The organism is Micromonospora sp. NPDC049301 (genome assembly GCF_040678715.1).
In the GTDB taxonomy this organism is placed as follows: domain Bacteria; phylum Actinomycetota; class Actinomycetes; order Mycobacteriales; family Micromonosporaceae; genus Micromonospora.
Window position 1 is genome coordinate 166,712 of record NZ_JBFAQO010000008.1, and the last position, 21,166, is coordinate 187,877.

General features: G+C 74.3%; 23 protein-coding genes. 16 read left to right on the plus strand and 7 right to left on the minus strand.

The annotated features are described in order from the left end of the window. Positions 1–80: 80 nt before the first annotated feature. Entirely contained in the window at positions 81–992 is a 912-nt protein-coding gene (locus AB0K07_RS23780; protein WP_363757639.1) for an A/G-specific adenine glycosylase, read from the minus strand. 96 nt (positions 993–1,088) lie between these two features. Between AB0K07_RS23780 and AB0K07_RS23785 the strand changes: the two genes are divergently transcribed. From AB0K07_RS23785 to AB0K07_RS23795, 3 genes are all read left to right on the plus strand, one after another. After that, complete coding sequence (locus AB0K07_RS23785) at positions 1,089–1,601, plus strand: ACT domain-containing protein (protein ID WP_363757641.1); 513 nt, start codon at positions 1,089–1,091, stop codon at positions 1,599–1,601. Beyond that, positions 1,598–2,194, plus strand: coding sequence for a peptide deformylase (locus AB0K07_RS23790; RefSeq protein WP_363757643.1), 597 nt, complete (start codon positions 1,598–1,600; stop codon positions 2,192–2,194). Before AB0K07_RS23785 ends, AB0K07_RS23790 begins: the two co-directional genes overlap by 4 nt. A gap of 118 nt (positions 2,195–2,312) precedes the next feature. Then, positions 2,313–3,029 (plus strand): hypothetical protein, encoded by a 717-nt coding sequence (locus AB0K07_RS23795; RefSeq protein ID WP_363757645.1) that lies wholly within the window; start codon positions 2,313–2,315, stop codon positions 3,027–3,029. Between the two features lie 6 nt (positions 3,030–3,035). Here AB0K07_RS23795 and disA read toward each other — a convergent pair whose 3' ends face one another. The 4 genes from disA to AB0K07_RS23815 all read right to left on the minus strand — a co-directional run bounded on the left by disA (position 3,036) and on the right by AB0K07_RS23815 (position 7,698). Then, positions 3,036–4,220, minus strand: a complete 1,185-nt coding sequence (gene disA, locus AB0K07_RS23800; RefSeq protein WP_363757647.1) for a DNA integrity scanning diadenylate cyclase DisA — start codon at positions 4,218–4,220, stop codon at positions 3,036–3,038. A 131-nt stretch (positions 4,221–4,351) separates the two neighbouring features. Further along, entirely contained in the window at positions 4,352–5,809 is a 1,458-nt protein-coding gene (gene radA, locus AB0K07_RS23805) for a DNA repair protein RadA (protein WP_363757649.1), read from the minus strand. Positions 5,810–5,893: 84 nt separating this feature from the next. Next, positions 5,894–6,670 carry a hypothetical protein gene (locus AB0K07_RS23810; RefSeq protein WP_363757651.1) on the minus strand — a complete coding sequence of 259 codons (777 nt, stop codon included), beginning with the start codon at positions 6,668–6,670 and terminating at the stop codon, positions 5,894–5,896. 140 nt (positions 6,671–6,810) lie between these two features. After that, the gene (locus AB0K07_RS23815; protein WP_363757653.1) at positions 6,811–7,698 is read right to left on the minus strand and encodes a UbiA family prenyltransferase; all 888 of its coding nucleotides are present in this window, start codon (positions 7,696–7,698) and stop codon (positions 6,811–6,813) included. On the opposite strand from AB0K07_RS23815, the gene AB0K07_RS23820 reads away from it, so the two are divergent. The 4 genes from AB0K07_RS23820 (at position 7,697) to AB0K07_RS23835 (ending at position 11,503) form a co-directional block, all read left to right on the plus strand. Next, positions 7,697–8,470 carry a methyltransferase domain-containing protein gene (locus tag AB0K07_RS23820; protein WP_363757655.1) on the plus strand — a complete coding sequence of 258 codons (774 nt, stop codon included), beginning with the start codon at positions 7,697–7,699 and terminating at the stop codon, positions 8,468–8,470. The two genes, AB0K07_RS23815 and AB0K07_RS23820, sit on opposite strands and share 2 nt — an antisense overlap. A 42-nt stretch (positions 8,471–8,512) precedes the next feature. Continuing rightward, the gene (locus AB0K07_RS23825) at positions 8,513–9,682 is read left to right on the plus strand and encodes an acyl-CoA dehydrogenase family protein (protein ID WP_363757657.1); all 1,170 of its coding nucleotides are present in this window, start codon (positions 8,513–8,515) and stop codon (positions 9,680–9,682) included. 85 nt (positions 9,683–9,767) lie between these two features. Continuing rightward, positions 9,768–10,826 (plus strand): type III polyketide synthase, encoded by a 1,059-nt coding sequence (locus AB0K07_RS23830; protein WP_363757659.1) that lies wholly within the window; start codon positions 9,768–9,770, stop codon positions 10,824–10,826. Between the two features lie 32 nt (positions 10,827–10,858). Beyond that, positions 10,859–11,503: a hypothetical protein gene (locus AB0K07_RS23835; protein ID WP_363757661.1), complete on the plus strand. Its 645-nt coding sequence runs from the start codon at positions 10,859–10,861 to the stop codon at positions 11,501–11,503. A 16-nt stretch (positions 11,504–11,519) separates the two neighbouring features. On the opposite strand, the gene AB0K07_RS23840 is transcribed toward AB0K07_RS23835, so the two are convergent. Continuing rightward, positions 11,520–12,200 carry a hypothetical protein gene (locus AB0K07_RS23840; RefSeq protein ID WP_363757663.1) on the minus strand — a complete coding sequence of 227 codons (681 nt, stop codon included), beginning with the start codon at positions 12,198–12,200 and terminating at the stop codon, positions 11,520–11,522. Between the two features lie 328 nt (positions 12,201–12,528). Here AB0K07_RS23840 and AB0K07_RS23845 point away from each other — a divergent pair, with 328 nt between their 5' ends. Genes AB0K07_RS23845 through AB0K07_RS23860 form a run of 4 tightly spaced genes read left to right on the plus strand, consistent with a single transcriptional unit; the run spans position 12,529 to position 15,304 of the window. Next, a complete protein-coding gene (locus AB0K07_RS23845; protein ID WP_007073334.1) occupies positions 12,529–13,014 on the plus strand; it encodes a CarD family transcriptional regulator in 486 nt (161 codons plus the stop codon). A gap of 56 nt (positions 13,015–13,070) precedes the next feature. Beyond that, positions 13,071–13,766, plus strand: coding sequence for a 2-C-methyl-D-erythritol 4-phosphate cytidylyltransferase (ispD, locus tag AB0K07_RS23850; protein ID WP_363757665.1), 696 nt, complete (start codon positions 13,071–13,073; stop codon positions 13,764–13,766). 13 nt (positions 13,767–13,779) lie between these two features. Beyond that, positions 13,780–14,265: a 2-C-methyl-D-erythritol 2,4-cyclodiphosphate synthase gene (gene ispF / locus AB0K07_RS23855; protein WP_363757967.1), complete on the plus strand. Its 486-nt coding sequence runs from the start codon at positions 13,780–13,782 to the stop codon at positions 14,263–14,265. Positions 14,266–14,275: 10 nt separating this feature from the next. Next, entirely contained in the window at positions 14,276–15,304 is a 1,029-nt protein-coding gene (locus AB0K07_RS23860; protein ID WP_363757667.1) for a tetratricopeptide repeat protein, read from the plus strand. Between the two features lie 10 nt (positions 15,305–15,314). Here AB0K07_RS23860 and AB0K07_RS23865 read toward each other — a convergent pair whose 3' ends face one another. Continuing rightward, positions 15,315–16,481 carry a homogentisate 1,2-dioxygenase domain-containing protein gene (locus AB0K07_RS23865; protein ID WP_363757669.1) on the minus strand — a complete coding sequence of 389 codons (1,167 nt, stop codon included), beginning with the start codon at positions 16,479–16,481 and terminating at the stop codon, positions 15,315–15,317. A gap of 95 nt (positions 16,482–16,576) precedes the next feature. Here AB0K07_RS23865 and AB0K07_RS23870 point away from each other — a divergent pair, with 95 nt between their 5' ends. The 5 genes from AB0K07_RS23870 (at position 16,577) to AB0K07_RS23890 (ending at position 21,073) form a co-directional block, all read left to right on the plus strand. Continuing rightward, positions 16,577–17,446 (plus strand): hypothetical protein, encoded by an 870-nt coding sequence (locus tag AB0K07_RS23870; RefSeq protein WP_363757671.1) that lies wholly within the window; start codon positions 16,577–16,579, stop codon positions 17,444–17,446. After that, positions 17,443–18,639 carry a fumarylacetoacetase gene (gene fahA / locus AB0K07_RS23875; RefSeq protein ID WP_363757673.1) on the plus strand — a complete coding sequence of 399 codons (1,197 nt, stop codon included), beginning with the start codon at positions 17,443–17,445 and terminating at the stop codon, positions 18,637–18,639. Before AB0K07_RS23870 ends, fahA begins: the two co-directional genes overlap by 4 nt. Positions 18,640–18,873: 234 nt before the next feature. Further along, complete coding sequence (locus tag AB0K07_RS23880; protein WP_363757675.1) at positions 18,874–19,083, plus strand: DUF397 domain-containing protein; 210 nt, start codon at positions 18,874–18,876, stop codon at positions 19,081–19,083. A gap of 138 nt (positions 19,084–19,221) precedes the next feature. Then, complete coding sequence (locus tag AB0K07_RS23885) at positions 19,222–19,713, plus strand: SRPBCC family protein (protein ID WP_363757677.1); 492 nt, start codon at positions 19,222–19,224, stop codon at positions 19,711–19,713. A 106-nt stretch (positions 19,714–19,819) separates the two neighbouring features. After that, on the plus strand, positions 19,820–21,073 hold the full coding sequence (locus AB0K07_RS23890; RefSeq protein WP_363757679.1) for a PQQ-binding-like beta-propeller repeat protein: 1,254 nt from the start codon (positions 19,820–19,822) through the stop codon (positions 21,071–21,073). Positions 21,074–21,166 lie beyond the last annotated feature (93 nt).

Consider the following 21,166-nt stretch of genomic DNA (forward strand, 5'->3'; position numbering starts at 1 on the left):
GCTATACCTCTGAGGCATAGATATGACTCTGAGGTATAACGCTCGTTGCCAATGCCGCCCTGGGCCGCGTTCGGCGCGGGTCAGGCGGTCAGGTCGGGGGCGGGCAGGGACGGTCCGTCGCCGGCGAGGCGGAAGGCGTCGGCCCCGACCGGTTCCACCAGCCCGTCCTGCACCAGGCCCGCCAGGGCCCGGGCGCGCTGCACGTCGTCGGTCCAGACCTGGTCCAGCCGCTGCTGTGGGACCGGTCCGGTGGCCTCACGGAGCACCCCGAGCAGCAGCCCGCGTACCTGCCGGTCGGTGCCCGCGTACCGCTGGGGGCGGCGGGTCGGCCCCGCCGGCGCCTCCTGGCCGGAGGCCCGCCACGCGCAGACCGACTCGACCGGGCAGGCCGTGCAGCGCGGTGACCGGGCCGTGCAGATCACCGCGCCCAGCTCCATGAACGCGGCGCTGGCCAGCGCGGCGGCGGCCGGCTCCGCCGGCAGCAGCTCCTCGGTCGCGACCAGGTCGGCCGGCCGGGTGACCGGCCCCGCGTCCGGTTCGCCGGCCACCGCCCGGCAGACCACCCGGCGCACGTTGGTGTCGACCACCGGGTGCCGCTGCCCGTACGCGAACGCGGCCACGGCCCGCGCCGTGTACGTGCCGACTCCCGGCAGTGCCAGCAGCTGCTCCAGCCGGTCCGGCACCTGGCCGCCGTGCCGTTCCACGATCGCGACGGCGCACTCCCGCAGCCGGACCGCCCGGCGGGGGTAGCCGAGGCGTCCCCACATCCGGATCGCCTCCGCCGGGCTGTCCGCGGCCAGCGCGGCCGGGTCCGGCCAGCGGGCCAACCACGCCTGCCAGGAGGGAACCACCCGGACCACCGGCGTCTGCTGGAGCATGACCTCGCTGACCAGGATGGCCCACGGGCTGACCCCGGGCTCGCGCCACGGCAGGTCACGGGCGTGCTGTCGGTACCACCGGCTGACCAGGGTGGCGAAATCGGGCTGAGTCATGGCGCCGTCGATGATGTCACGGGGCGCAGTCCCGCTGGATGGGCGGCTCGGGCGGGGTGTCACGGCAGCAGCCGGCGGATCGGGCAGAATGCCCGGATGAACGAGCTCGCGATCACCGTCATCGGCCGGGACCGGCCGGGCATCGTGGCCGACGTCGCCGAGGTGCTGGCCCGACTGGGCGCCAACCTCACCGACAGCACGATGACCCGGCTGCGGGGGCATTTCGCGATGACCCTGATCTGCACCGGTCCGGCCGCTGCCGAGGTCGAGGCCGCGCTGGCGCCGCTGGCCGCCGAGGGCCAGCTGCTGGCGACGGTACGCGCGGTCACCCCGGACGGTGAGGTGGCCCCGGTGGGGGAGCCGTACGTGCTGGCGGTGCACGGGTCGGACCGGATGGGCATCGTCGCGGCGATGACCCGGGTGCTGGTGGACGCGGGTGGGAACGTCACCGACCTGAGCACCCGGCTGGCCGGCTCGCTCTACGTGGTGCTGGCCGAGGTCGAGTTGCCGGCGGGCGTCATCGACGGGCTGACCGACCGGTTGCACCGGACGGCTGGCGAGCTGGGTGTCGAGGTCACCCTCCGGCCGGCGGATCCGGATCTGCTGTGACCGGCGAGCGGAGCGGCCCCGACACCGGCCGGAACGCCGGGACGTACGTCGGCGTGGGCGACTGGACGCCCGAGTCGCTGGCGGTGCCGGGCGAGGTGCGGGCGGTGGTGTCTGCCCCGCACCCGGTGCTGAGCCGGGCGGGGGGCGAGGTCGATCCGACCGCCGCGGAGACGGTGCGGCTGGCCGCCGACCTGGTCGCCACGATGCGGGTCTCGCCGGGCTGCGTCGGTCTGGCCGCACCGCAGATCGGCGTGGCCGCTCAGGTCTTCGCCGTCGACGTGACCGGGCATCCGAAGGCGGTCACCGTGCACGGCACCTTCGTGCTCTGCAACGCCCGGCTGGTCGAGGCGACCCGGTGGAAGCCGGGCCGGGAGGGGTGCATGTCGGTGCCGGACCTGACCGGGGATGTGAAGCGGGCCAGTCGGTTGGTGGTGGAGGGCGACCTGCCGGGCAGCGGGGAGCCGGTCCGCCTGGTGACCGACGGCTTCGAGGCGCGGGCGTTGCAGCACGAGATCGACCACTGCGCCGGGCTGCTCTTCCTCGACCGGGTGGCCGGCGCGCACGCCGTCTACCAGCGCAAGACCTACCTCTGACGATGCGCCGGGCGATCGGCTCCGTTGTCCTTAGTGGACGGACCATGGGTAGCCCGGATGGCGCTCCGGCGCGTCGCGGCGGGCTGGCGGGCACAGCGCCGCTACGGTGGGGGGCATCATGCGTCTGACGGTCGGCCCCCTGCCACCCGCTGTGTACTGGCGGCGTCGCGTCGTCGTACTCGGAGCGGGGCTTCTCTTCCTGATTGTCCTGCTCTACTCCTGCACCGGGTCAGGTCGCTCCGGCGGCCGACCGCAGGCGGGGGGGTCCGCAACGGCGACTCCGACGTCCGCCGCGACCCCGGCTCCCGGCGGGCCGGTGCTGACTCCGCAGACGGGCGCTCCGCCGGCCTCCGCCGATCCGGACACCAGCAGTCCGAGTCCCGAGATCACCAGCAACGAGCCGCCACCCGGCTCGGCTGCCGGGTCGGTCGACGACGGCACCTGCACCGATGCGGAGATCAGCGTGACGTCGGTGGCGCGGCCGACCTCGGTGCAGCGCGGGGCGGTGGTCGATCTCCAGCTCAAGATCCGAAACACCTCGGACCGGACGTGCAGCCGGAACGTCGGCGCCGACCTCCAGGAGATCTTCATCAAGTCCGGGGCCGAGAAGGTGTGGTCGTCGGACACCTGCGGCAAGGTCCAGGGTTCGGACGTGCAGTCGTTCACCCCTGGCTTCGAGCGCGCCTACCAGGTGGGTTGGAACGGACGGGACACCAGCCGGTGCGACGGCAGCGGGCTGGCCGCCGGTCCCTTCCCGCCGGCCGGGACGTACCAGGTGTTCGCCCGGGTCGGCACCAAGCACAGCGCACCGGTGAAGATCACCATCACCGGCTGAGCCGGGTCAGACGTACCGCTCCAGGATGGATGCCTCGGCGAGCCGGGACAGCCCCTCGCGGACGCCCCGGGCCCGGGCGTCGCCGACCCCCTCGACGGCCTGCAGGTCCTCCACTGTCGCGCCCAGCAGCCGCTGGAGGCTGCCGAAGTGCACCACCAGCCGGTCGACCACCGGCACCGGTAGCCGGGGCACCTTGGCCAGCAGCCGGAAGCCCCGCGGGCTGACCGCGGCGTCCAGCGCGTCCGAAGCGGCCGGGTAACCGATCGCCTTGGCCACCGACACCAGGTCGATCAGCTCGGTGGCGCCGAGCAGGTCCAGCTCGACGAGCGCCTCGTCCAGGGTGCGGGACTTGCGGCCGACCGGGAGGTAGTCCCGGATGACCAGGGTGCGGTCGGCGTCCACGCCGGCCATCAGCTCGTCGAGTTGGAGGGCGAGCAGGCGGCCGTCGGTGCCCAGCTCCACCACGTAGCCGGCGATCTCGTCGGCGATCCGGCGGACCATCTCGAGCCGCTGGACGACGGCCACCGCGTCGCGCACGGTGACCAGATCCTCGATCTCCAGGGCGGAGAGCGTCCCGGAGACCTCGTCCAGCCGGAGCTTGTAGCGCTCAAGGGTGGCCAGTGCCTGGTTGGCCCGGGACAGAATGGCCGCCGAGTCGTCGAGCACGTGCCGCTGACCGTTGACGTAGAGGCTGATGATCCGCATCGACTGGCTGACCGAGATGACCGGATAGCCGGTCTGCCGGGCCACCCGCTCGGCCGTGCGGTGCCGGGTGCCGGACTCCTCCGTCGGGATGGACGGGTCGGGCATCAGGTGCACGGCCGCCCGGACGATCCGGGTGCCGTCGCTGGAGAGCACGACCGCGCCGTCCATCTTGCAGAGCTCCCGCACCCGGGTCGCGGAGAACTCCACGTCCAGGGGGAAGCCGCCGGTGCACAGGCCCTCGACGACCTTGTCGTAGCCGAGCACGATGAGCGCGCCCGTGCGGCCGCGCAGAATGCGCTCCAACCCGTCCCGCAGAGCGGTGCCGGGTGCCATCAGGGCGAGGTTCGCCCGCAGCGGGTCCCCGGCGCTCCCGGCGGCTCCCGTGGTCACGCTCACGCTGATCGGGCGCGCGGGCGAGCCCACGCCGCCGGTGCGGGCGTGGGGCGGCGCGCCGGCAGGCTTGGTGGTATCGCGGTCGATCGGCACGGGCACAGTCTACGGACTGCCGTGCGGTGGGTGCTGTCGTGGTTACTGTGATGTGTCACGATGCCGCCCCTCCACCCGTTTCCCGCTTGCGGTGGGCTGTCCGGTATCGCCATCGCCGTCGGCACGCTCGGTCACTCCGCGGACGCACGGGCCGCATGGTGCAGCGCGGAGCGGACGTCCGTGACCTCGGTCACCCGCATCTGCTCAGGGCCGGCGCCGGTGCTGGCCGGGCCGCAGCCCGGCGGGACCAGGGCCACCTTGAACCCGAGCCGGGCCGCCTCGGCGAGCCGGCGCGGCACCGCACCCACCCGGCGCACCTCGCCGGTCAGCCCCACCTCGCCGATCGCCACCAGGTGCGGCGCGATGGCCAGGTTGAGACCACCGGAGGCGACCGCCAGGGCGACCGCCAGGTCGGCGGCCGGCTCCACCACGCGGATGCCGCCCACGGTGGCCGCGAAGACCTCCCGGTCGTGCAGGGTGAGCCGTTCGGTGCGTCGTTGCAGCACCGCGAGCACCATCGCCAGCCGGGCCGAGTCGAGGCCGGAGACGGTGCGCCGGGGAGAGCCGGCGACCGTCGCCCCGATCAGCGCCTGCACCTCGGTGACCAGGGCCCGGCGCCCCTCCATCGCCACGGTGACGCAGGTGCCCGGCACCGGCTCGGAGTAGCGCGTCAGGAACAGCCCGGACGGGTCGGCCAGGCTGCTGATGCCGCCCTCGTGCATCTCGAAGCAGCCGACCTCGTCGGCCGCGCCGAAGCGGTTCTTCACGCCGCGCACGAGGCGCAGCGAGGAGTGCTTGTCGCCCTCGAAGTGCAGCACCACGTCGACCAGGTGCTCCAGCACCCGGGGCCCGGCCACCTGGCCGTCCTTGGTGACGTGCCCGACCAGCACCGTGGCGATGCCCCGCTCCTTGGCGACCGAGACCAGCGCGGCGGTGACCGCCCGGACCTGGGTGACCCCACCGGGCACCCCCTCGGTGCCGGTCGTTGAGATGGTCTGCACCGAGTCGAGCACCAGCAGGCCCGGCTTAACCGCGTCGAGTTGCCCGAGCACCGCCGCGAGGTCGCTCTCCGCCGCGAGGTAGAGCTGGTCGTGCAGGGTGCCCATCCGCTCGGCGCGGAGTCGGACCTGACTGACCGACTCCTCCCCGCTGACCACCAGCGACGGGCTGCCGGCGCCGAGGGCCCACTGCTGCGCCACGTCCAGCAACAGGGTGGACTTGCCCACGCCGGGCTCGCCGGCGAGCAGCACCACCGCGCCGGGGACCAGGCCGCCGCCGAGCACCCGGTCGAGCTCGCTCACGCCGGTGGGCCGGGCGCGGGCCGGCGCGGCGCTGATGGTGGCGATCGGTCGGGCCGGCTCGGCCGGCAGCCGGGAGCTGACCACTCGACCGGAGATTGTCGGACCGGTCACCGTGCACTCGACCACCGAGCCCCACTCGCCGCACTCCGGGCAGCGCCCCACCCACTTGGGCGGCTGGTGGCCGCAGGCGTCGCACTCGTAGGCCGGACGTGGCTCGCGGGCGGTGGACCGACCGCGGGCGCCGCTGGCCGTGCCGCCGCGCGGAGGAGTCGATCGGGAGGTGGTCACATCAGGACGCTAGCCCTCGCGTACGACGAAAACACCCCGGCGTGGTGGTCACCACGCCGGGGTGTTTGTCGATGTCGGGTCGGGTCAGCCGTGGGTAGTGCCGCCCTCGTCGCTCTCGTGGCCACCCTCGCGCTCGATGATCGGCGAGGGGGGTGCCGCCGGGGTGAGCGGCACCGCGACCGGCGCGGGGCCGGTGACCGTGTTGCCGTTACCGAAGTCGAAGGTCAGGAAGACGTTCTGGCCGGAGCGCAGCGCCTCGGTCAGGCCGACCAGCCGGAGCTGCTGGGTGGCCTCGGAGTTGAGCTGGAGGTAGCTCAGCGGAGCCAGCTCGATCCGGGCGGGCTGGCCCGGCACCGACGGGCTGGCCGAGCCGGACGCCCGCGCCGACTCCGGGGCGGACGGGGTGGCCGAGGACGACCCGGTCTCCGACGGCGTCGCGGACGGGCTGGCGGAGGTGGACGGGCTGGCCGAGCCGGACTCCGACGCGGACGGGCTGGCGGAGGGCGACTCCGAGGCGGACGGCGACGGGCTCGCCGAGCCGCCGCTGATCACCACCTCGCGGGCGCTGTCGGTGGTGACGGTGACCGTCACCGTGTCCTTCGAGTCGTTGTAGATCACGGCGTTGAGCGTCGCGTCCTGGCCCGCCCGGTAGCCCTCGGTGCCCGGGTAGGCGACCAGCAGGCCGCGCACCGCGAAGGCGCCGTTGCCGGCCGAGAGGTTGACGCCCTGGACCGACGGCGCCTTGTTGGCGGTCTCGGCGTGCTGGCCGGCGCCGCACCCGGACGCCAGCAGGCTGGTCGCCGCCGCAATCCCGGACAGCAGCAGGGCCGCCCGCCGGGATCCCCTGATCGAGCGCGTCACGTCGGTCCTCCTCGTCACGATCCCCACCCGGCCGCACGCCGGGCACGGTGGCCATACCCGCGCAGACCGCGCTCCAGGGTAGTTGGGGCTGATCGAGGCCCGCACGGGGACCCGGGCAATGCCACCTTCCCGGGGCCCGGTCACACCACCCGACCGCTCACCACCAGCAGGACCACGTCGATGAGGGCCACCAGCATCACGGCCCGGAAGGCGGCCACCGGCCGCCGGCCGGCCCGGACCGCCGAGCGCCCGGCGTACCAGCTCAGTGCCGGCACCACGGCGGCCGCGCCGACCGCCGCCAACCCGATGGCCGACGGTGGCCCGGGCGGCCCGAGGACCAGGGCCGCGGTCGCCGCGAGGAGCAGCCCGGCGGCGGCCGCCCGGCTGCCGGCCGCGCCCAACCGGTGCGGCAGACCGCGCACCCCCGTGCGGGCGTCGTCGGCCAGGTCGGGCAGCACGTTGGCGAAGTGCGCCCCGGCACCCAGGCAGGCGGCCGCCGCCAGCAGCCAGGCCGGCGGGGTCGGCTCGTCGGGCAGCCCGAGCACGATGAAGGCGGGCAGCGCGCCGAAGGAGACCGCGTACGGCAGCACCGAGAGCGCGGTGGCCTTGAGCGGCCAGTCGTAGAGCAGCGCCGAGACCAGGGCGACGGTGAGCCAGAACGCCGCCGTGGGGTTCGTGGTCAGCGCCAGCAACGGGCAGGCCACCGCGGCCACCGCCGCGGCCCAGGCCGTCGTGCGGCGGCCGACCGCGCCGGCGGCGACCGGCTTGTCGGTACGCCCCACCGTGGCGTCCCGCTCGGCGTCCAGCGCGTCGTTGGTCCAGCCCACGGCGAGCTGGCTGGCCAGCACGGCGAGCACCACCGAGACGATTCCGGCCGGCCGGTGCCCCACTCCCCAGGCCAGCAGACCGGCCACTGTGGTCACCGCCGCGGCCGGTTCCGGATGGCTCGCTCTGACCAGCCCTAACACCCTCGACGACATAAGGGAAGTCTGGTCGTTACCGAGCAGTCGTGCCACGCTCGGAGCCATGCGAGACGTGGCTGCGGCCGCGGCGTCCACCCGCCCCCGGGTGCTGCCGCGCAACGACCCGCGCCAGTACGACGATCTGGCCGGTGAGTGGTGGCGGCCGGATGGCGCGTTCGCGATGCTGCACTGGCTGGCGGAGGCCCGCGCGGCACTGGTGCCGCCGGCCGCCCGCCCCGACGCGCTCCTGGTCGACCTGGGCTGCGGTGCCGGGCTGCTCGCGCCGCACCTGGCCGGCAAGGGTTACCGGCACGTCGGGGTCGACCTGACCCGTTCGGCGCTGGTGCAGGCCGCCGGGCACGGCGTGCGTGTGGTCCAGGGCGATGCCACCGCGGTCCCGCTGCCCGACGGCTGCGCCGACGTGGTCTCCGCCGGCGAGCTGCTCGAACACGTGCCGGCGTGGCCGCGCGTGGTCGCCGAGGCGTGCCGGCTGCTGCGTCCGGGCGGGCTGCTGGTGCTGGACACCCTGAACGACACCGCGTTGGCCCGGCTGGTCGCCGTGCGGATCGCCGAGCGACTGCCGACCGTGCCGCGTGGCATCCACGATCCACGGTTGTTCGTGGACGCGCGGGCGCTGGTGGCCGAGTGCGCCCGGCACGGTGTCGACCTGCGGCTGCGGGGCATCCGGCCGCAGGTCGGTGGCCTGGTCGCCTGGCTGCTGCGGCGGGCTCGCGCAGCTCGGACGCCCGGTGCGGCGCCCACCGGCCGTGCTCCGCGCATCGTGCCGACCCGGTCCACCGCCGTGCTGTACCAGGGGCGGGGAGTCCGCAACGGATAGTCGGGCCGTGGCGGGGGTAAGGGACGCCGAGAAGGGGGCGATATGACGGTGCACGCGCTGGAGGCGGCCCGCCGGTTGGCGCCGCGGTTCGCCGCGCGGGCGGCGGAGCACGACCGGGACGGCTCCTTTCCGGCCGAGGACTTCCGCGACCTGCGGGAGGCCGGGCTGTTCGGGCTGATGGTCCCCCGGTCTCTGGGTGGCCTGGGCGCCAGCTTCGCGGAGTACGCCGCGGTGGCGACCGAACTTGCCCGAGGCAACGGTGCGACCGCACTGGTGTTCAACATGCACGCCTCGGTGACCGGCGCGTTGGGCGCGGTGACCGAGGAGTTGGCCGAGGCGCTGGGCGTGCCGGACGAGGCGCTGGCCGCACGGGACCGGCTGCTCACCGCCGCGGCGCAGGGCTCCTGGTACGCGGTGGCGATGAGCGAACGCGGCGCCGGTGCCCGGCTCTCCCAGCTGAGCACGGTCTACGAGGCGACCGACGAGGGCTGGCACCTCAAGGGGAGCAAGACCTTCTGCTCCGGGGCCGGGCACGCCGACGGCTACCTGGTCGCGGCGCGCAGCACCGCCGACCAGTCGGTGGTCTCGCAGTTCCTGGTGCCGGCCGACCCGGAAGGTCTGACCGTCGAGCCGACCTGGGACGCGCTCGGCATGCGCGCCACCTCCTCGCACGATCTGCACCTGGACGTCACGGTGCCGGCCGACCGGCTGCTCGGTGGCGTGGAGGGGCTGGCCCTGGTCGTCGCCCAGCTGATGCCGCACTGGTTGGTGGCCAGCTACGCGGCCGTCTACGTGGGGGTGGCCCGGGCGGCGATCGACGCGGCGGCCGAGCACCTCAACGCCCGGAAGCTGGCCGGCCTGCCGGCGGTGCGCGCCCGGCTGGGGCGGGCGGACGCGGCGACGGCCGCGGCCGAGCTGGTGGTGGCCGAGGCGGCCCGGCGGGTGGACGAGATGCCGGGCGACGCGGAGACCAACCGCTGGGTGTGGCGGGCGAAGCTGCTGGCCGGCACCACGGCGGCCGAGGTGGCGGCGTCGATGCTGGAGGCGGCGGGCACCTCGGCGACCCGGCGCGGCCATCCGTTGGAGCGGCTCTACCGCGACGCCCGATGCGGCTCGCTGCACCCGGCCACGTCGGACGTCTGCGCCGACTGGCTCGGCATCGCCGCGCTGGGTGGGGACCCGGACCGCGACGGGTCGGCCCCGCGTTGGTGAGCCGGTGCGGCTGGACCAGCGCGGGGGATCGGCCGGCCGAGGTGGCCGGGGGGAGGAACCGGGGGAGGACAGCGTCGGACGAGAGGTGGGGATCGTGGCCGTACCAGTGATCGCGGGGCTCGGGGCGGCACAGCCGCCGTCCGCTTCGCAGGACGAGTTGTGGGAGGGCTTCTTCTCCCGGCACTTCTCCGGCACCACCCGGTCGTTGGCCCAGCGGATCTTCGCGAACTCGGGGGTGACCCGGCGACAGGCCGCCGTCAATCCCCTGCTGGAGGACGTCTCGGACTGGCCGACCGAGCGCCGGATGCGCCGCTACCAGGTGGAGGCGCTGCCGCTGGGCAAGGAGGCGGTGGGCCGCGCGTTGACCGCGGCCGGGCTGGGCGCCGGCGATGTGGGGCTGTTCATCGTCTGTTCCTGCACCGGGTACGCCACCCCGGGGCTGGACATCCTGCTCGCCCGGGACCTCGGCATGGCCCCGGACACCCAGCGGATGTTCGTCGGTCACATGGGCTGTTACGCGGCTCTGCCCGGGCTGGGCGCGGCGAGCGACTTCGTCACCGCGCGAGGTCGCCCCGCGCTGCTGCTCTGCGCGGAGCTGACCAGCCTGCACATCCAGCCGTCCAGCGCCCGGGTGGACACCCAGCAGATCGTCTCGCACGCGCTCTTCTCGGACGCCGCGGTCGCCGCCGTGGTGGTGCCGGGCGGCCCGGGGTACGCCATGCGCGAGGTCACCTCGATCACCGACACCTCCACCGCCGACCACATGACCTGGGACGTCACCGACGCCGGCTTCCGGATGGGGCTGTCGCCGAAGGTGCCGCAGGTGCTCTCCAGGCACGTCCGTGGGCTCGTCGACGACCTTCTGGCCCGGCACGGCACCACCGTCGCCGAGGTGGACGGTTGGGCGGTGCACCCGGGTGGGCCGCGGATCCTCAACGTGGTCGAGCGGGAGCTGGCCCTCCCGCCGCAGGCGCTGGCCGCGTCCCGGGCGACGCTCGACGAGCACGGCAACTGCTCCTCGCCGACGGTGCTGCTGATCCTGGATCGGCTGAGCCGCGCGGCGGTGGCGCCCCGGCGGATCGTCATGCTGGCGTTCGGTCCGGGCCTCACCCTGTACGCCGCGCTGCTCGATCGACAGGGCTGATCGCCGAACGACCCGGCCGGTACGCTCGCCGCATGGATGCTGCGGCGGACGACCGGCTGCGGGCGGTGGCGCTGGTGGGCGTGGCCCTGGCCGCCCTGGCCGTCGGCGGCTGGTGGTGGCGGGCCGCCGCACCCGCTCCGACGGCCCGACCGGCTCCGACCCCGACCGCCCGGCTCGACGAGGTCGGGCCGGGAGATGGCACGCCGTCCGGCGTGCCGGACGTGCGGCGCACGGTGCGGCTGGAGACCGAGACGGGTGAGGCCGTCCGTGCGGGGGAGACGTCGACGGTGTGGATCGACCCGGAGACGGGCATGGTCACCGACCTCGACGGCCCTGCGGGCGAGTTCCTCTACCAACCGGACCCGTCGGGTGGGCTGCCCCTGTTCACGGAGACGATCTGGCGGGAGCAGAGGGAGCTCACCCCTGGTCAGGGGGTGACCCGGCAGTCGACCGATGACGGCGCCCGCTACCTGCTCCAGTACCGGTGCACCCGGCCCGGCACGTTGGTGGTGACGAGCACCGGGGCCGAGATCGCCGGCCCGCCGCGGATCGACTGCGACGGCACGACCGCCTCCGCCGACGTGCTGCCCGGTGGCGGGCCGTTCCGGGTCTCCCTGTCGGCCGTCGGCGACAAGTCGATCGACGTCCAGGCGCAGCTCGTCGCGCTGCCCCGCTAGGCCGCCGGCCGCCCGGTCAGGCGGCGAGGGCGCTCAGGTCCTCCCGGTAGGCGTCGATCGGCCCCAGCTCGGGCACCACCCGGGTCACCACTCCGGTGCGGTCGACCAGCAGCGCGGTCGCGGCGCCGGGGCGGGCCGGCTGGCCCAGGAACGAGCGCAGCCCACCGGCCGGGTCGGCCAGCGCGCGGACGTTCCGCGCGGCCGGCGGCGGGGCGGGCACCGTCCGCCCTCCGGTGACGGTGACCACGGCCACTCCGACGGGTGCCACCGCCACGGCGTCGGCGACCTGGTCCGGGCAGGCGCAGCCGTCCACCAGGATGATCATGACGGGCAGCAGGCCCCGCAGCGGCACCGGTGCCTGGCCGGCGTCGACCAGGTCCAGCGCGGGCAGCGCCCGCCCGGTGAGGGTGGCGGGTGGCGCGTAGGGAGCCGGGGTCGGGCGGTCGGTGCCGCGGTTGGCGCGTGGCCAGGTGACGGCGAGCAGGCCGGCCAGCGTGGTGAGCACCGCCACCAGCAGCACCAGCAGCGGCAGGGCAAGGGCCCGGTGGCCACTCGGTCGACGGGCGGCCCGGCGCAGCTCACGGCGGATCTGGGCGGCCTCGGCGGCGAGCGTGGAGGCGTCGTCGGGGACGACCACCCGGCCCCACTCGGGCGGCAGGTCGGGCAGCCCCTGGCCCTCTGCGTCCGGCTTGCCCATCGGACCCCCTGGCAGCGTCTCGAGAGCTGGGTGTGGTGCGACCTCCAGCGTCCCGCACCGGGGGCACCTCCCGCTACACCTGGGCGCGGTCCCGTCCGGCGGGATACCATGAGGTGAGCGCATAGCCCTTGATCTCGACGTTCTGATCACCCGTACCGGGAAGTCATCCGTGCGTTACGGAGCGTGTTCGAATCATTGGTTTGACGGCCTGTCAAGCTGAAGAAAGACCTCTCACAGGGCCCCTGAGCTGCGCCAACGGTCAGGACATCGGTGAGACATCGGTGCCTGACCGTGTTACCCTAGACACAGCGAAAGGGGTTTCGAACCTATGGTTTTCAGTGTCGGCGAGACCGTTGTTTACCCCCACCACGGGGCCGCACTCATCGAGGCAATCGAGACTCGGGTCATCAAGGGCGAGCCCAAGCAGTACCTCGTCCTGAGGGTCGCGCAGGGTGACCTGACGGTCCGGGTGCCGGCCGAGAACGCCGAGATCGTGGGCGTGCGTGAGGTTGTCGGCGAAGAGGGCCTCGGCAAGGTCTTCGACGTTCTCCGGGCTCCGCACACCGAGGAGCCGACGAACTGGTCGCGGCGTTACAAGGCCAACCTGGAAAAGCTGGCCTCCGGCAACCCGCTGAAGGTCGCCGAGGTCGTGCGTGACCTGTGGCGTCGGGAGCGGGAGCGGGGCCTCTCCGCGGGCGAGAAGCGGATGCTCGCCAAGGCCCGCGACATTCTCGTCGGCGAGGTCGCGCTGGCGGAGAAGAGCACCAAGGACGAGGCGGAGACGCTGCTCGACAAGGTGCTCACCGAGGCCTAGTCCGCACAGCATCGTCGTACCCACTTCCTACTGAAGAAACCACCGAGGACCGCGACGTGACCGCGCAGCTCAATCCGCGCGGTGACGTCGCGGTCCTCGTGCCTGCGGCGGGTGCCGGCGTACGGCTCGGCCCCGGCCGGCCCAAGGCGCTGCGCCTGCTCGGCGGGGAGCCGCTGCTGGTGCACGCCGTGCGCCGACTGGCCGCCGCGCCCTCGGTGCACACGATCGTGGTGGCCGCCCCGGCTGCCGAGGTGACGGCCGTTCGTGAGCTGCTCGCTCCGGTGGCCCCGGTGACCGTGGTGCCCGGCGGCGCGGAGCGGCAGGCGTCGGTGGCCGCCGCGCTGGCCGCGGTGCCCGCCGGTCCGGCGATCATCCTGGTGCACGACGCCGCCCGCGCGCTGACGCCGCCGGAGCTGGTCGAGTCCGTCGCGGCGGCGGTCCGTGGCGGGCGCGACGCCGTCATCCCGGTGCTGCCGGTCGTCGACACGATCAAGGAGGTCGACGCTGGCGAGGTGGTGCTCGGCACCGTCGACAGATCCGCCCTGCGCGCGGTGCAGACCCCGCAGGGCTTCCGCCGGTCCGTGCTCACCGCCGCGCACGCCGCAGCCGGCGACTCGCTCACCGACGACGCCGGGCTGGTCGAGAAGCAGGGCATCCCGGTGAGCTGCGTGCCCGGCTCGGAGTACGCGCTGAAGATCACCCGCCCGTTCGACCTGGCGCTGGCGGAACACCTGCTGGCCACCGCCGGTTGACGCGTACCCTCTGATCATGATCATTCCCCGGGTGGCCGTCGGCACCGACGTGCACGCTTTCCAGCCCGGCCGGCCCTGCTGGGTGGCCGGCCTGCTCTGGCCCGACCAGGACGGCCTGGCCGGGCACTCGGACGCCGACGTGGCCGCGCACGCGGCCTGCAACGCGCTGCTCTCCGCCGCCGGTCTCGGCGATCTCGGCTCCACCTTCGGGGTGGGCCAGCCGGAGTGGGCCGGCGCGTCCGGGGTGGCGCTCCTCACCGAGACGGCCCGTCGGGTGCGGGCCGCCGGCCTGGAGATCGGCAACGTGTCCGTGCAGGTCGTCGGCAACCGACCCAAGATCAGCCGACGCCGCGAGGAGGCCCAGCAGGTGCTCTCCGCCGCCGTCGGCGCCCCGGTGACCGTCTCCGCCGCGACCACCGACGGCCTCGGCTTCACCGGCCGCGAGGAAGGGCTCGCCGGCATCGCGGTGGCCCTGGTGTACGACGCCCCGGCCGCCTAGGCTCGCCGCGATGTCCAGCGACCCCACCCCCGACCAGTCCGCCGCCGACGGTTGCCTCCAGCGCGCACAGCTCCTCGCCGAACTCGGGCGGCACGACGAGGCGGCCGGGGAACTGACGTACGGGCTCGCCCTCCGGCCCGATGACGCCGACGCGCTCACCATGCTGGCCCGCGTGCACCTGGCCGCCGGCCGGCCGGCCGATGCGCTCACCGCCGCCGACGCCGCCGTGGCCGCCGCACCGGAGGCGCTCCCTCCGCTGGTCGTCCGGGGCATGGCGCTGGCCGACCTGGAGCGCTATCCGGAGTCGGCCGCCACCGCCGACCGGATTCTGGCGCTCGGCGCGGCCGACGCGTACGCCCAACGCAGCGCGGCGGCGATCCTGGCCGGCGCGCGCAACGGGCAGTCGGCGCTCAACGCGGCCTGGCGCGGGGTGGAACTGGCCCCGGAGGAACCGCAGGCCCACCTGGTGCTCGGCCTGGTCGCCGCCCGGCTGGAGCTGTTCGACCTCGCCGAGCGGGCCTACCGGGAGGCGTTGCGGCTCGACCCGCGCCTCGCCGAGGTTCGGCACGACGTGGGTGTCATCCGGCTGGAGCAGCGCCGCTGGTCGGAGGCGCTGGAATACCTCGCCGAGGCGGCCACGATCAGCCCGAGCCGCATGGACTCCGGGCGGACCATCGCCTACGGCCTGCACCGTCTGGTGCTCTACGGCGCCGGCTGGTCGCTGGTGGCCGCGGTGGTGGTGGCGTTCGCGGCCTCGGCGAACGACGGGTTCTCCCGCATCCTGTCGGTGCTCGCCGCGCTCACCGGAGGCGTCGTGGTCTGGCAGCTGGCGGCGCGGCTGCCGGGCCTGACCCGGACCGTCCTACCCGAGCTGCTGCACTCGGACCGGACGATGGCGCTGGCGATCTACGCGGTGGCCGCCGCGCCGGTGCTGCTCGTGGTGTACGCGGTGGTCGGCTCGCCGTGGCCGCTGGTGCTGGCCATCGCCGCCACCGCGGTAGCCGAATTCGCCATCTTCACCCGCACCGCCTTCCGCTGACGCCCGCCGGTTAGACCCGGCGCGCCCAGGTCCAGGCGTACCCGTCGTCCTCGCACGTGCGGGCCGCGTCGCAGAGGTCCAGCGGGCGGAAGGTGTCGACCATGACGGCCAGCTCGTCGAAGTAGTCGGCGCCGATGGAGCGCTCCGCGGCACCCGGCTGGGGGCCGTGGGTGAAGCCGGACGGGTGCAGTGAGATCGAGCCCTGCTCGATGCCGGAGCCGCGCCGGGCCTCGTAGTTGCCGCCGGTGTAGAAGAGCATCTCGTCGGAGTCGACGTTGTGGTGGTTGTACGGCACCGGAATCGCGCTCGGGTGGTAGTCGACCTTGCGGGGCACGAACGAGCAGATGACGAAGTTGGGACCCTGGAAGGTCTGGTGCACCGGCGGGGGCTGGTGGATCCGGCCGGTGATCGGCTCGAAGTCGTGGATGGAGAACGCCCACGGGTAGAGGTGCCCGTCCCAGCCGACCACGTCGAACGGGTGGTTGGCGTAGACGTAGCGGGTCCAACCACGCCGGTGCCGGACCAGCACCTCCGCCTCCTCGCCGTCGACGAGCAGCGGGGCGTCCGGGCCGCGGACGTCGCGCTCGCAGTACGGCGAGTGCTCCAGGAACTGGCCGCGGACCGAGAGGTAGCGCTTGGGCGGGCCGATGTGCCCGGCCGCCTCGATGGTGAGCAGCCGGACGGGCTGCTCACCGGTCGGCACCAGCCGGTGGATGGTCGAGGTGGGGATGACGACGTAGTCGCCGGCCACCGCCTCCAGCACCCCGAACGGGGACTCGACCCGCAGCTCGCCCGACTCCAGGTAGAGGCAGTGGTCGCCGGTGGCGTCGCGGAACAGTGGCGAGGGGCGGTCGGCGAGCACGTACCCGATCCGCACGTCGTCGTTGGCGAGCAGGTACTGCCGGCCGAGGATCGGGTCGGCGCCGCCGGCGTCGAGCTTGTGGGTGCGCAGGTGACGGGGCTTGAGCGGCAGGTTCGGCGTCCGGGTGGACGCGGGCGGGGTGAACTCGTCGGCGGCCAGGATCGCGGTGGGCGCGTGCCGGTGGTAGAGCAGGGACGAGTCGGAGGAGAAGCCCTCCTGGCCCATCAGCTCCTCGGCGTAGAGGCTGCCGTCGGGCTGACGGAACTGGGTGTGGCGCTTGCGTGGCACCTCGCCGACGCTGCGGTAGTACGGCATCTCGCCTCCCGATATGTCCCGTTCACCGGCCCGGTGGCGTCCGATAATCGGACGCTGTTGTCCGTTCCTTGTAGCGTCCCGTACATTCTTGTTCCGTGTCAACGCAGGTGCCCGCACTCCTCGACGGCCTGGTGGATGACGCCGCCGTCTTCCCTCCGGGCAGTGCCGCGCTGCCCGACGCCCTGGCCGCCCACCGCCGGCACCGCACCGCCTGGTACGCCGACCTGGTCGGCCCGCTGCTGGTCCCGGCCTCGACGGTTGCCGCCGGCGAGCTGAGCGGTCTCGTCGACCCGGCCGAGGGCCTGGTGGTCGGCGTGATCGGTGACACCGGGATCGGGGGTCTGCCGTTCGCGCTGTCGTTCCTGGCGCCGGACGGCGTCACCGCCCGGCAGGTCGAGGTGGCGGTGGCCCGGCGTGGCGAGGACCCGCTGTCCGGCATCGCCGAGCTGCTGCGGGTGGCCGACTCCCTGCCGGACGTCGAGGCCGTCTACGCCGAGCTGCCGCTGACCTTCGGGCTGATGGGTGCGTTGGACGCGCTCGCCGCCGCGCGGGCGGACGGGATGCCGGTCGCGGCCAAGTTCCGCACCGGCGGGCTGGCCGCCGAACTCTTCCCCACCCCGGCCGAGCTGGCCGCGGTGATCTGCGCCTGCCGGGCCCGGGACCTGCCGTTCAAGCTGACCGCGGGGCTGCACCAGGCGGTCCGGCACCTCGACCCGGAGACCGGCTTCACCCACCACGGCTACGCCAACGTGCTGGCCGCGACGTTGGCGGCCGCCGAGGGCGACGGCGTGGGCACGGTCGCCGAGCTGCTCACCGTGGCCGACCCGCGCCCGCTGCTGGAGCGCACGACCGGCCGGCTGGACGGGCCCCGGCCGCTCTGGGTCGGCTTCGGCTCGTGCAGCATCCTGGAACCACTGACCGATCTGATCCGGCTGGGGCTGGTGAACGGGGGCTACGACGCATGACGTGGGTGACCGGTGCCGAGGGTTCGCCGTACGGGGTGACGAACCTGCCGTACGGGGTGTTCCGGTCCGACGGGGGTCCGCCGCGGATCGGTGTGCGGATCGGGTCGTGGGTGCTCGACCTGGCCGCCGCGGAGGCCGCCGAGCTGGTGCTGGCCGCCGGCGCCCTCTGCCGGCCCACCCTCAACGACTTCATGGCCCTGGGTCGTCCCCAGTGGGCGGCGGTGCGGCAGCGGATCACCGAGCTGCTGACCGACCCGGCGCACCGGGCCGCGGTGGAGCCGCTGCTGGTGCCGCTGGACGAGGTGGAGTTGCTGCTCCCGGTCGACGTGGCCGACTACGTCGACTTCTACTCCTCCGAGCACCACGCGTCGAACGTCGGGCAGATCTTCCGCCCGGGCCAGCCGCCGTTGCTGCCCAACTGGAAGCACCTGCCCATCGGCTACCACGGGCGGGCCGGCACGGTCGTGGTGTCCGGGACGCCGGTGATCCGCCCGACCGGCCAGCGCGCCTCCGCCGACGGCCCGGTCACCGGTCCGTCCGTACGCCTCGACATCGAGGCCGAGGTCGGCTTCGTGGTCGGCGTGCCCAGCCCGCTGGGCGCGCGGGTGGCCGTCGACGACTTCGCCGACCACGTCTTCGGGGTGGTGCTGGTCAACGACTGGTCCGCCCGGGACATCCAGGCCTGGGAGTACCAACCGCTCGGTCCGTTCCTGGGCAAGTCGTTCGCCACCTCGATCTCGGCCTGGGTGACACCGCTCGACGCGCTCGCCGAGGCCTTCGTGCCGGCCCCGGATCAGGACCCGCCGGTCGTCGACTACCTGCGGGACGTGCCGCACCTGGGGCTGGACCTCCGGCTGGCGGTCGAGTGGAACGGCGAACGGGTCAGCGAGCCGCCGTTCGCCACCATGTACTGGACACCGGCCCAGCAGTTGGCGCACCTCACGGTCAACGGCGCGTCGCTGCGTACCGGCGACCTCTACGCCTCCGGCACCGTCTCCGGGCCGGACCGTGGACAGGTCGGCTCGTTCCTGGAGCTGACCTGGGGCGGAGCGGAGCCGGTGAAGCTCGGCGACGAGAGCCGCACCTTCCTCGCCGACGGCGACACGGTCACCATCACGGCCACCGCTCCCGGCCCGGACGGCACCACCATCGCCCTGGGTGAGGTCACCGGGACGGTTCGCCCGGCCCGCTGACCCGCGCCACCACACCTCGAACGACCGCCGGACCGGGTCCGGCGGTCGTTCCGGCGCGGGTGTGGGCCCGTCCGGCAGACCGTCTCATCGATGGGACCGGTGATCGCACCGGATGTGCGATCACAGGTCCGCCTTACCCCGTTGATCGTCGCGGATTCCGTCGCCCCGTCGCGCGGGCCGGGCCCCGCCCGGCTGCCAGCGGTGGGGCATCCCATCGCACACGGAGGTAGGACGATGCACGATTTCGCGGGCGCGGTATGGCGTACCAGCAGCCGATCCAACGACCAGGGGCTCTGCGTGGAGGTCGCGGACAACCTGGTCGACGTCGTCGGTCTCGTCGCGGTACGCGACTCCAAGGACCAGGCCGGCCCCACACTCGCCGTCAGCCCGCCGGGATGGACGGCGTTCATCGACGCGATCCGAGCCGGTCGCTTCGAGCGCTGACCGGCCCCCGACCGATCGCCGACCGGCTCAGAGTGGCCGGGCGAAACGGACAACGTGGCCTCCGGGCGGTGGAAATTCCGTCCCGGAGGCCCCGCCCGGCCCTCACCCCGCGTACCGTCGGGGACACGGGAGGGTCGCATGTCGACGGTGGCGGTTACCGGGTTCATCGAGGCGCACGCCGTCGACGTCTGGCGTCTGCTGATCGACCTGCCCGGCCGCGCTGCCCGGCTGAGCGCCGCCGGCCCGGTCGAGCTGCTCACCCCGGGCCCGTTCGGGCCGGGCACCGCCTGGCGCGAGGAGCGCGCCCAGCCGGGCGGCGGCACGCTCACCGAGGAGTTCCTGGTGGTGGAGGCGTGCGCCCCGCACCGGCTTGTGCTCTGCACCTCCGGTGCCGGCGTGGACTACCGGATCACCTGGACGCTGCGGTCGGTCCGGCGTCGCCGCCGTGGCTGCACCGCCGTCACCGTCACACAGGAAGCGGTGCCGACCGCTCCGTACGGCCGGGTGGTGGCGCTGCTGCTCGGCGCGCTCGCCGCCCGCGCGGTCGAGGTGGCGCTCCGGCGTGACCTCGCCGACCTGACCTTCGCGGCCAACGCGGCCGGTGCCACCGGCGCCGTCGAGGCAGCCTGACCATCGCCCGGCCGGTTCCGCCCGTCGGTTCCCGGACGGGGCGGCGGCGTGACCTGACCGGGGTCCGGCAGGTTCCGCTGGGTAGGGTGCCGGGCGGAGGTGCGGCATGGGGTTCCCGAAGGGCCGGCGACGGCTCGTGGTGGCGGTCGTGGCGCTGCTCGCCACCGCGGCGGTCGCGGCCATCGTGCACCGGGTGCTCGCGCCGGCCGAGGTGAGCACGGTGGCCCGGGGCGCGTACCCGGCCGCGGCACAGCCGGCGGTCGGCGTGGTCGGTCGGCTGCCGGTCGCCCCGCTGATCGTGGACGCCCGGCTGCGGGTGTACGTCGCGCACCGCCAGGTCTATGCCGACCGGCCGGTCGACGGGCGGCACCGGACCACCCCGTACTGGTCGTACCGGCGCTGGCCGGCGGAGCTGGTCGGAGTCGTCGCGAGTGGCACCACCGTGGTGAGCCGGTGGTCGGACGGGCAGTTGGTGGCGCTGGACGCGCGGACCGGGCGGGTGGCCTGGACGGCTGACGGGCCGGTGCCGGCGGAGGAGCCCACGTCCCGGCGTACCGGTGCCGGGACGGTGTGGGCGCCGGCCGGGCTCTACCTCACCCGTACGCTCGACGGCCGCGCCGTGCTGGTCGCCACCGGCTCGGGCGAGGCGCGGGGCGTCGACCTCGCCGACGGGCGTGAGCTCTGGCACGCCGCGCTGGCCGCGGAGTGCCGCCGTGACGTCGGCACGACCCCCGACGGGCAGTTGGTCGGCGTGGAGACCTGCGCCGGCCCGGCGGCGGTCGAGTTCCGGGACGCGGCGACCGGCAAGGTGACCAACCGGTGGCGTCCGCCCGGGGCGGCTGGCGAGCTGGTGGTCACTCCGGTGGGCTGCCGGAGCGGCCGGTCGGAGTGTCCGGCGCTGCGTACCGTCGCACCCGGGGACGCCGCGGGCCGGGGCTGGCTGATCGGCCCGGGCGGGCCTGCGCCCGCGCCCGCGCTGGACCGGCTCGACGCGGAGCTTGCCGGCGACCAGGCGGTCGCGGTCGTCGACGGGGCGCTGGTTGGCCGGTCAGCGCGGACCGGCACCGAGCTGTGGCGTCGTGCGGACCTGGGGCAGGGTCGGATCGTCGCCGTCCAGCCGGGCCGGGTGCACCTGCTGACCGACCAGAACGACCTGGTCACGCTCGATCCCGAGACGGGTGCCGAGCGGTCCCGCTTCACCTTGAACGCCGGCTCGGACGGCACCGGCTGGGCACCGGGGGCGGTGTACGCGGCGGACGGCTACCTGGCGGTGGAGCGGCTCCGGAGGCCGGTGGACCCGGACGCCGACGACCAGCGCTACTTCTTCACCTCGGAGCCGGTGATCTTCGCCGCGACCTGACGGAGCTGCCACTGAACGGCCGGACCACCATCCGGGTGCTGCTCGAAGCACCGACCGGTCGGAGCAGGTGCTCACGGATGGGCTGGTCGCGCC

Coding starts and splice junctions, on each gene's coding strand:
- AB0K07_RS23885 (WP_363757677.1), top strand. CDS start 19,222: ATGTCGACGGTGGCGGTTACCGGGTTCATCGAGGCGCACGCCGTCGAC.
- AB0K07_RS23825 (WP_363757657.1), top strand. CDS start 8,513: ATGACGGTGCACGCGCTGGAGGCGGCCCGCCGGTTGGCGCCGCGGTTC.
- AB0K07_RS23785 (WP_363757641.1), top strand. CDS start 1,089: ATGAACGAGCTCGCGATCACCGTCATCGGCCGGGACCGGCCGGGCATC.
- AB0K07_RS23865 (WP_363757669.1), bottom strand. CDS start 16,481: ATGCCGTACTACCGCAGCGTCGGCGAGGTGCCACGCAAGCGCCACACC.
- AB0K07_RS23860 (WP_363757667.1), top strand. CDS start 14,276: ATGTCCAGCGACCCCACCCCCGACCAGTCCGCCGCCGACGGTTGCCTC.
- AB0K07_RS23780 (WP_363757639.1), bottom strand. CDS start 992: ATGACTCAGCCCGATTTCGCCACCCTGGTCAGCCGGTGGTACCGACAG.
- AB0K07_RS23845 (WP_007073334.1), top strand. CDS start 12,529: ATGGTTTTCAGTGTCGGCGAGACCGTTGTTTACCCCCACCACGGGGCC.
- AB0K07_RS23840 (WP_363757663.1), bottom strand. CDS start 12,200: ATGGGCAAGCCGGACGCAGAGGGCCAGGGGCTGCCCGACCTGCCGCCC.
- AB0K07_RS23880 (WP_363757675.1), top strand. CDS start 18,874: ATGCACGATTTCGCGGGCGCGGTATGGCGTACCAGCAGCCGATCCAAC.
- AB0K07_RS23820 (WP_363757655.1), top strand. CDS start 7,697: ATGCGAGACGTGGCTGCGGCCGCGGCGTCCACCCGCCCCCGGGTGCTG.
- AB0K07_RS23890 (WP_363757679.1), top strand. CDS start 19,820: ATGGGGTTCCCGAAGGGCCGGCGACGGCTCGTGGTGGCGGTCGTGGCG.
- AB0K07_RS23835 (WP_363757661.1), top strand. CDS start 10,859: ATGGATGCTGCGGCGGACGACCGGCTGCGGGCGGTGGCGCTGGTGGGC.
- fahA (WP_363757673.1), top strand. CDS start 17,443: ATGACGTGGGTGACCGGTGCCGAGGGTTCGCCGTACGGGGTGACGAAC.
- AB0K07_RS23815 (WP_363757653.1), bottom strand. CDS start 7,698: ATGGCTCCGAGCGTGGCACGACTGCTCGGTAACGACCAGACTTCCCTT.
- AB0K07_RS23795 (WP_363757645.1), top strand. CDS start 2,313: ATGCGTCTGACGGTCGGCCCCCTGCCACCCGCTGTGTACTGGCGGCGT.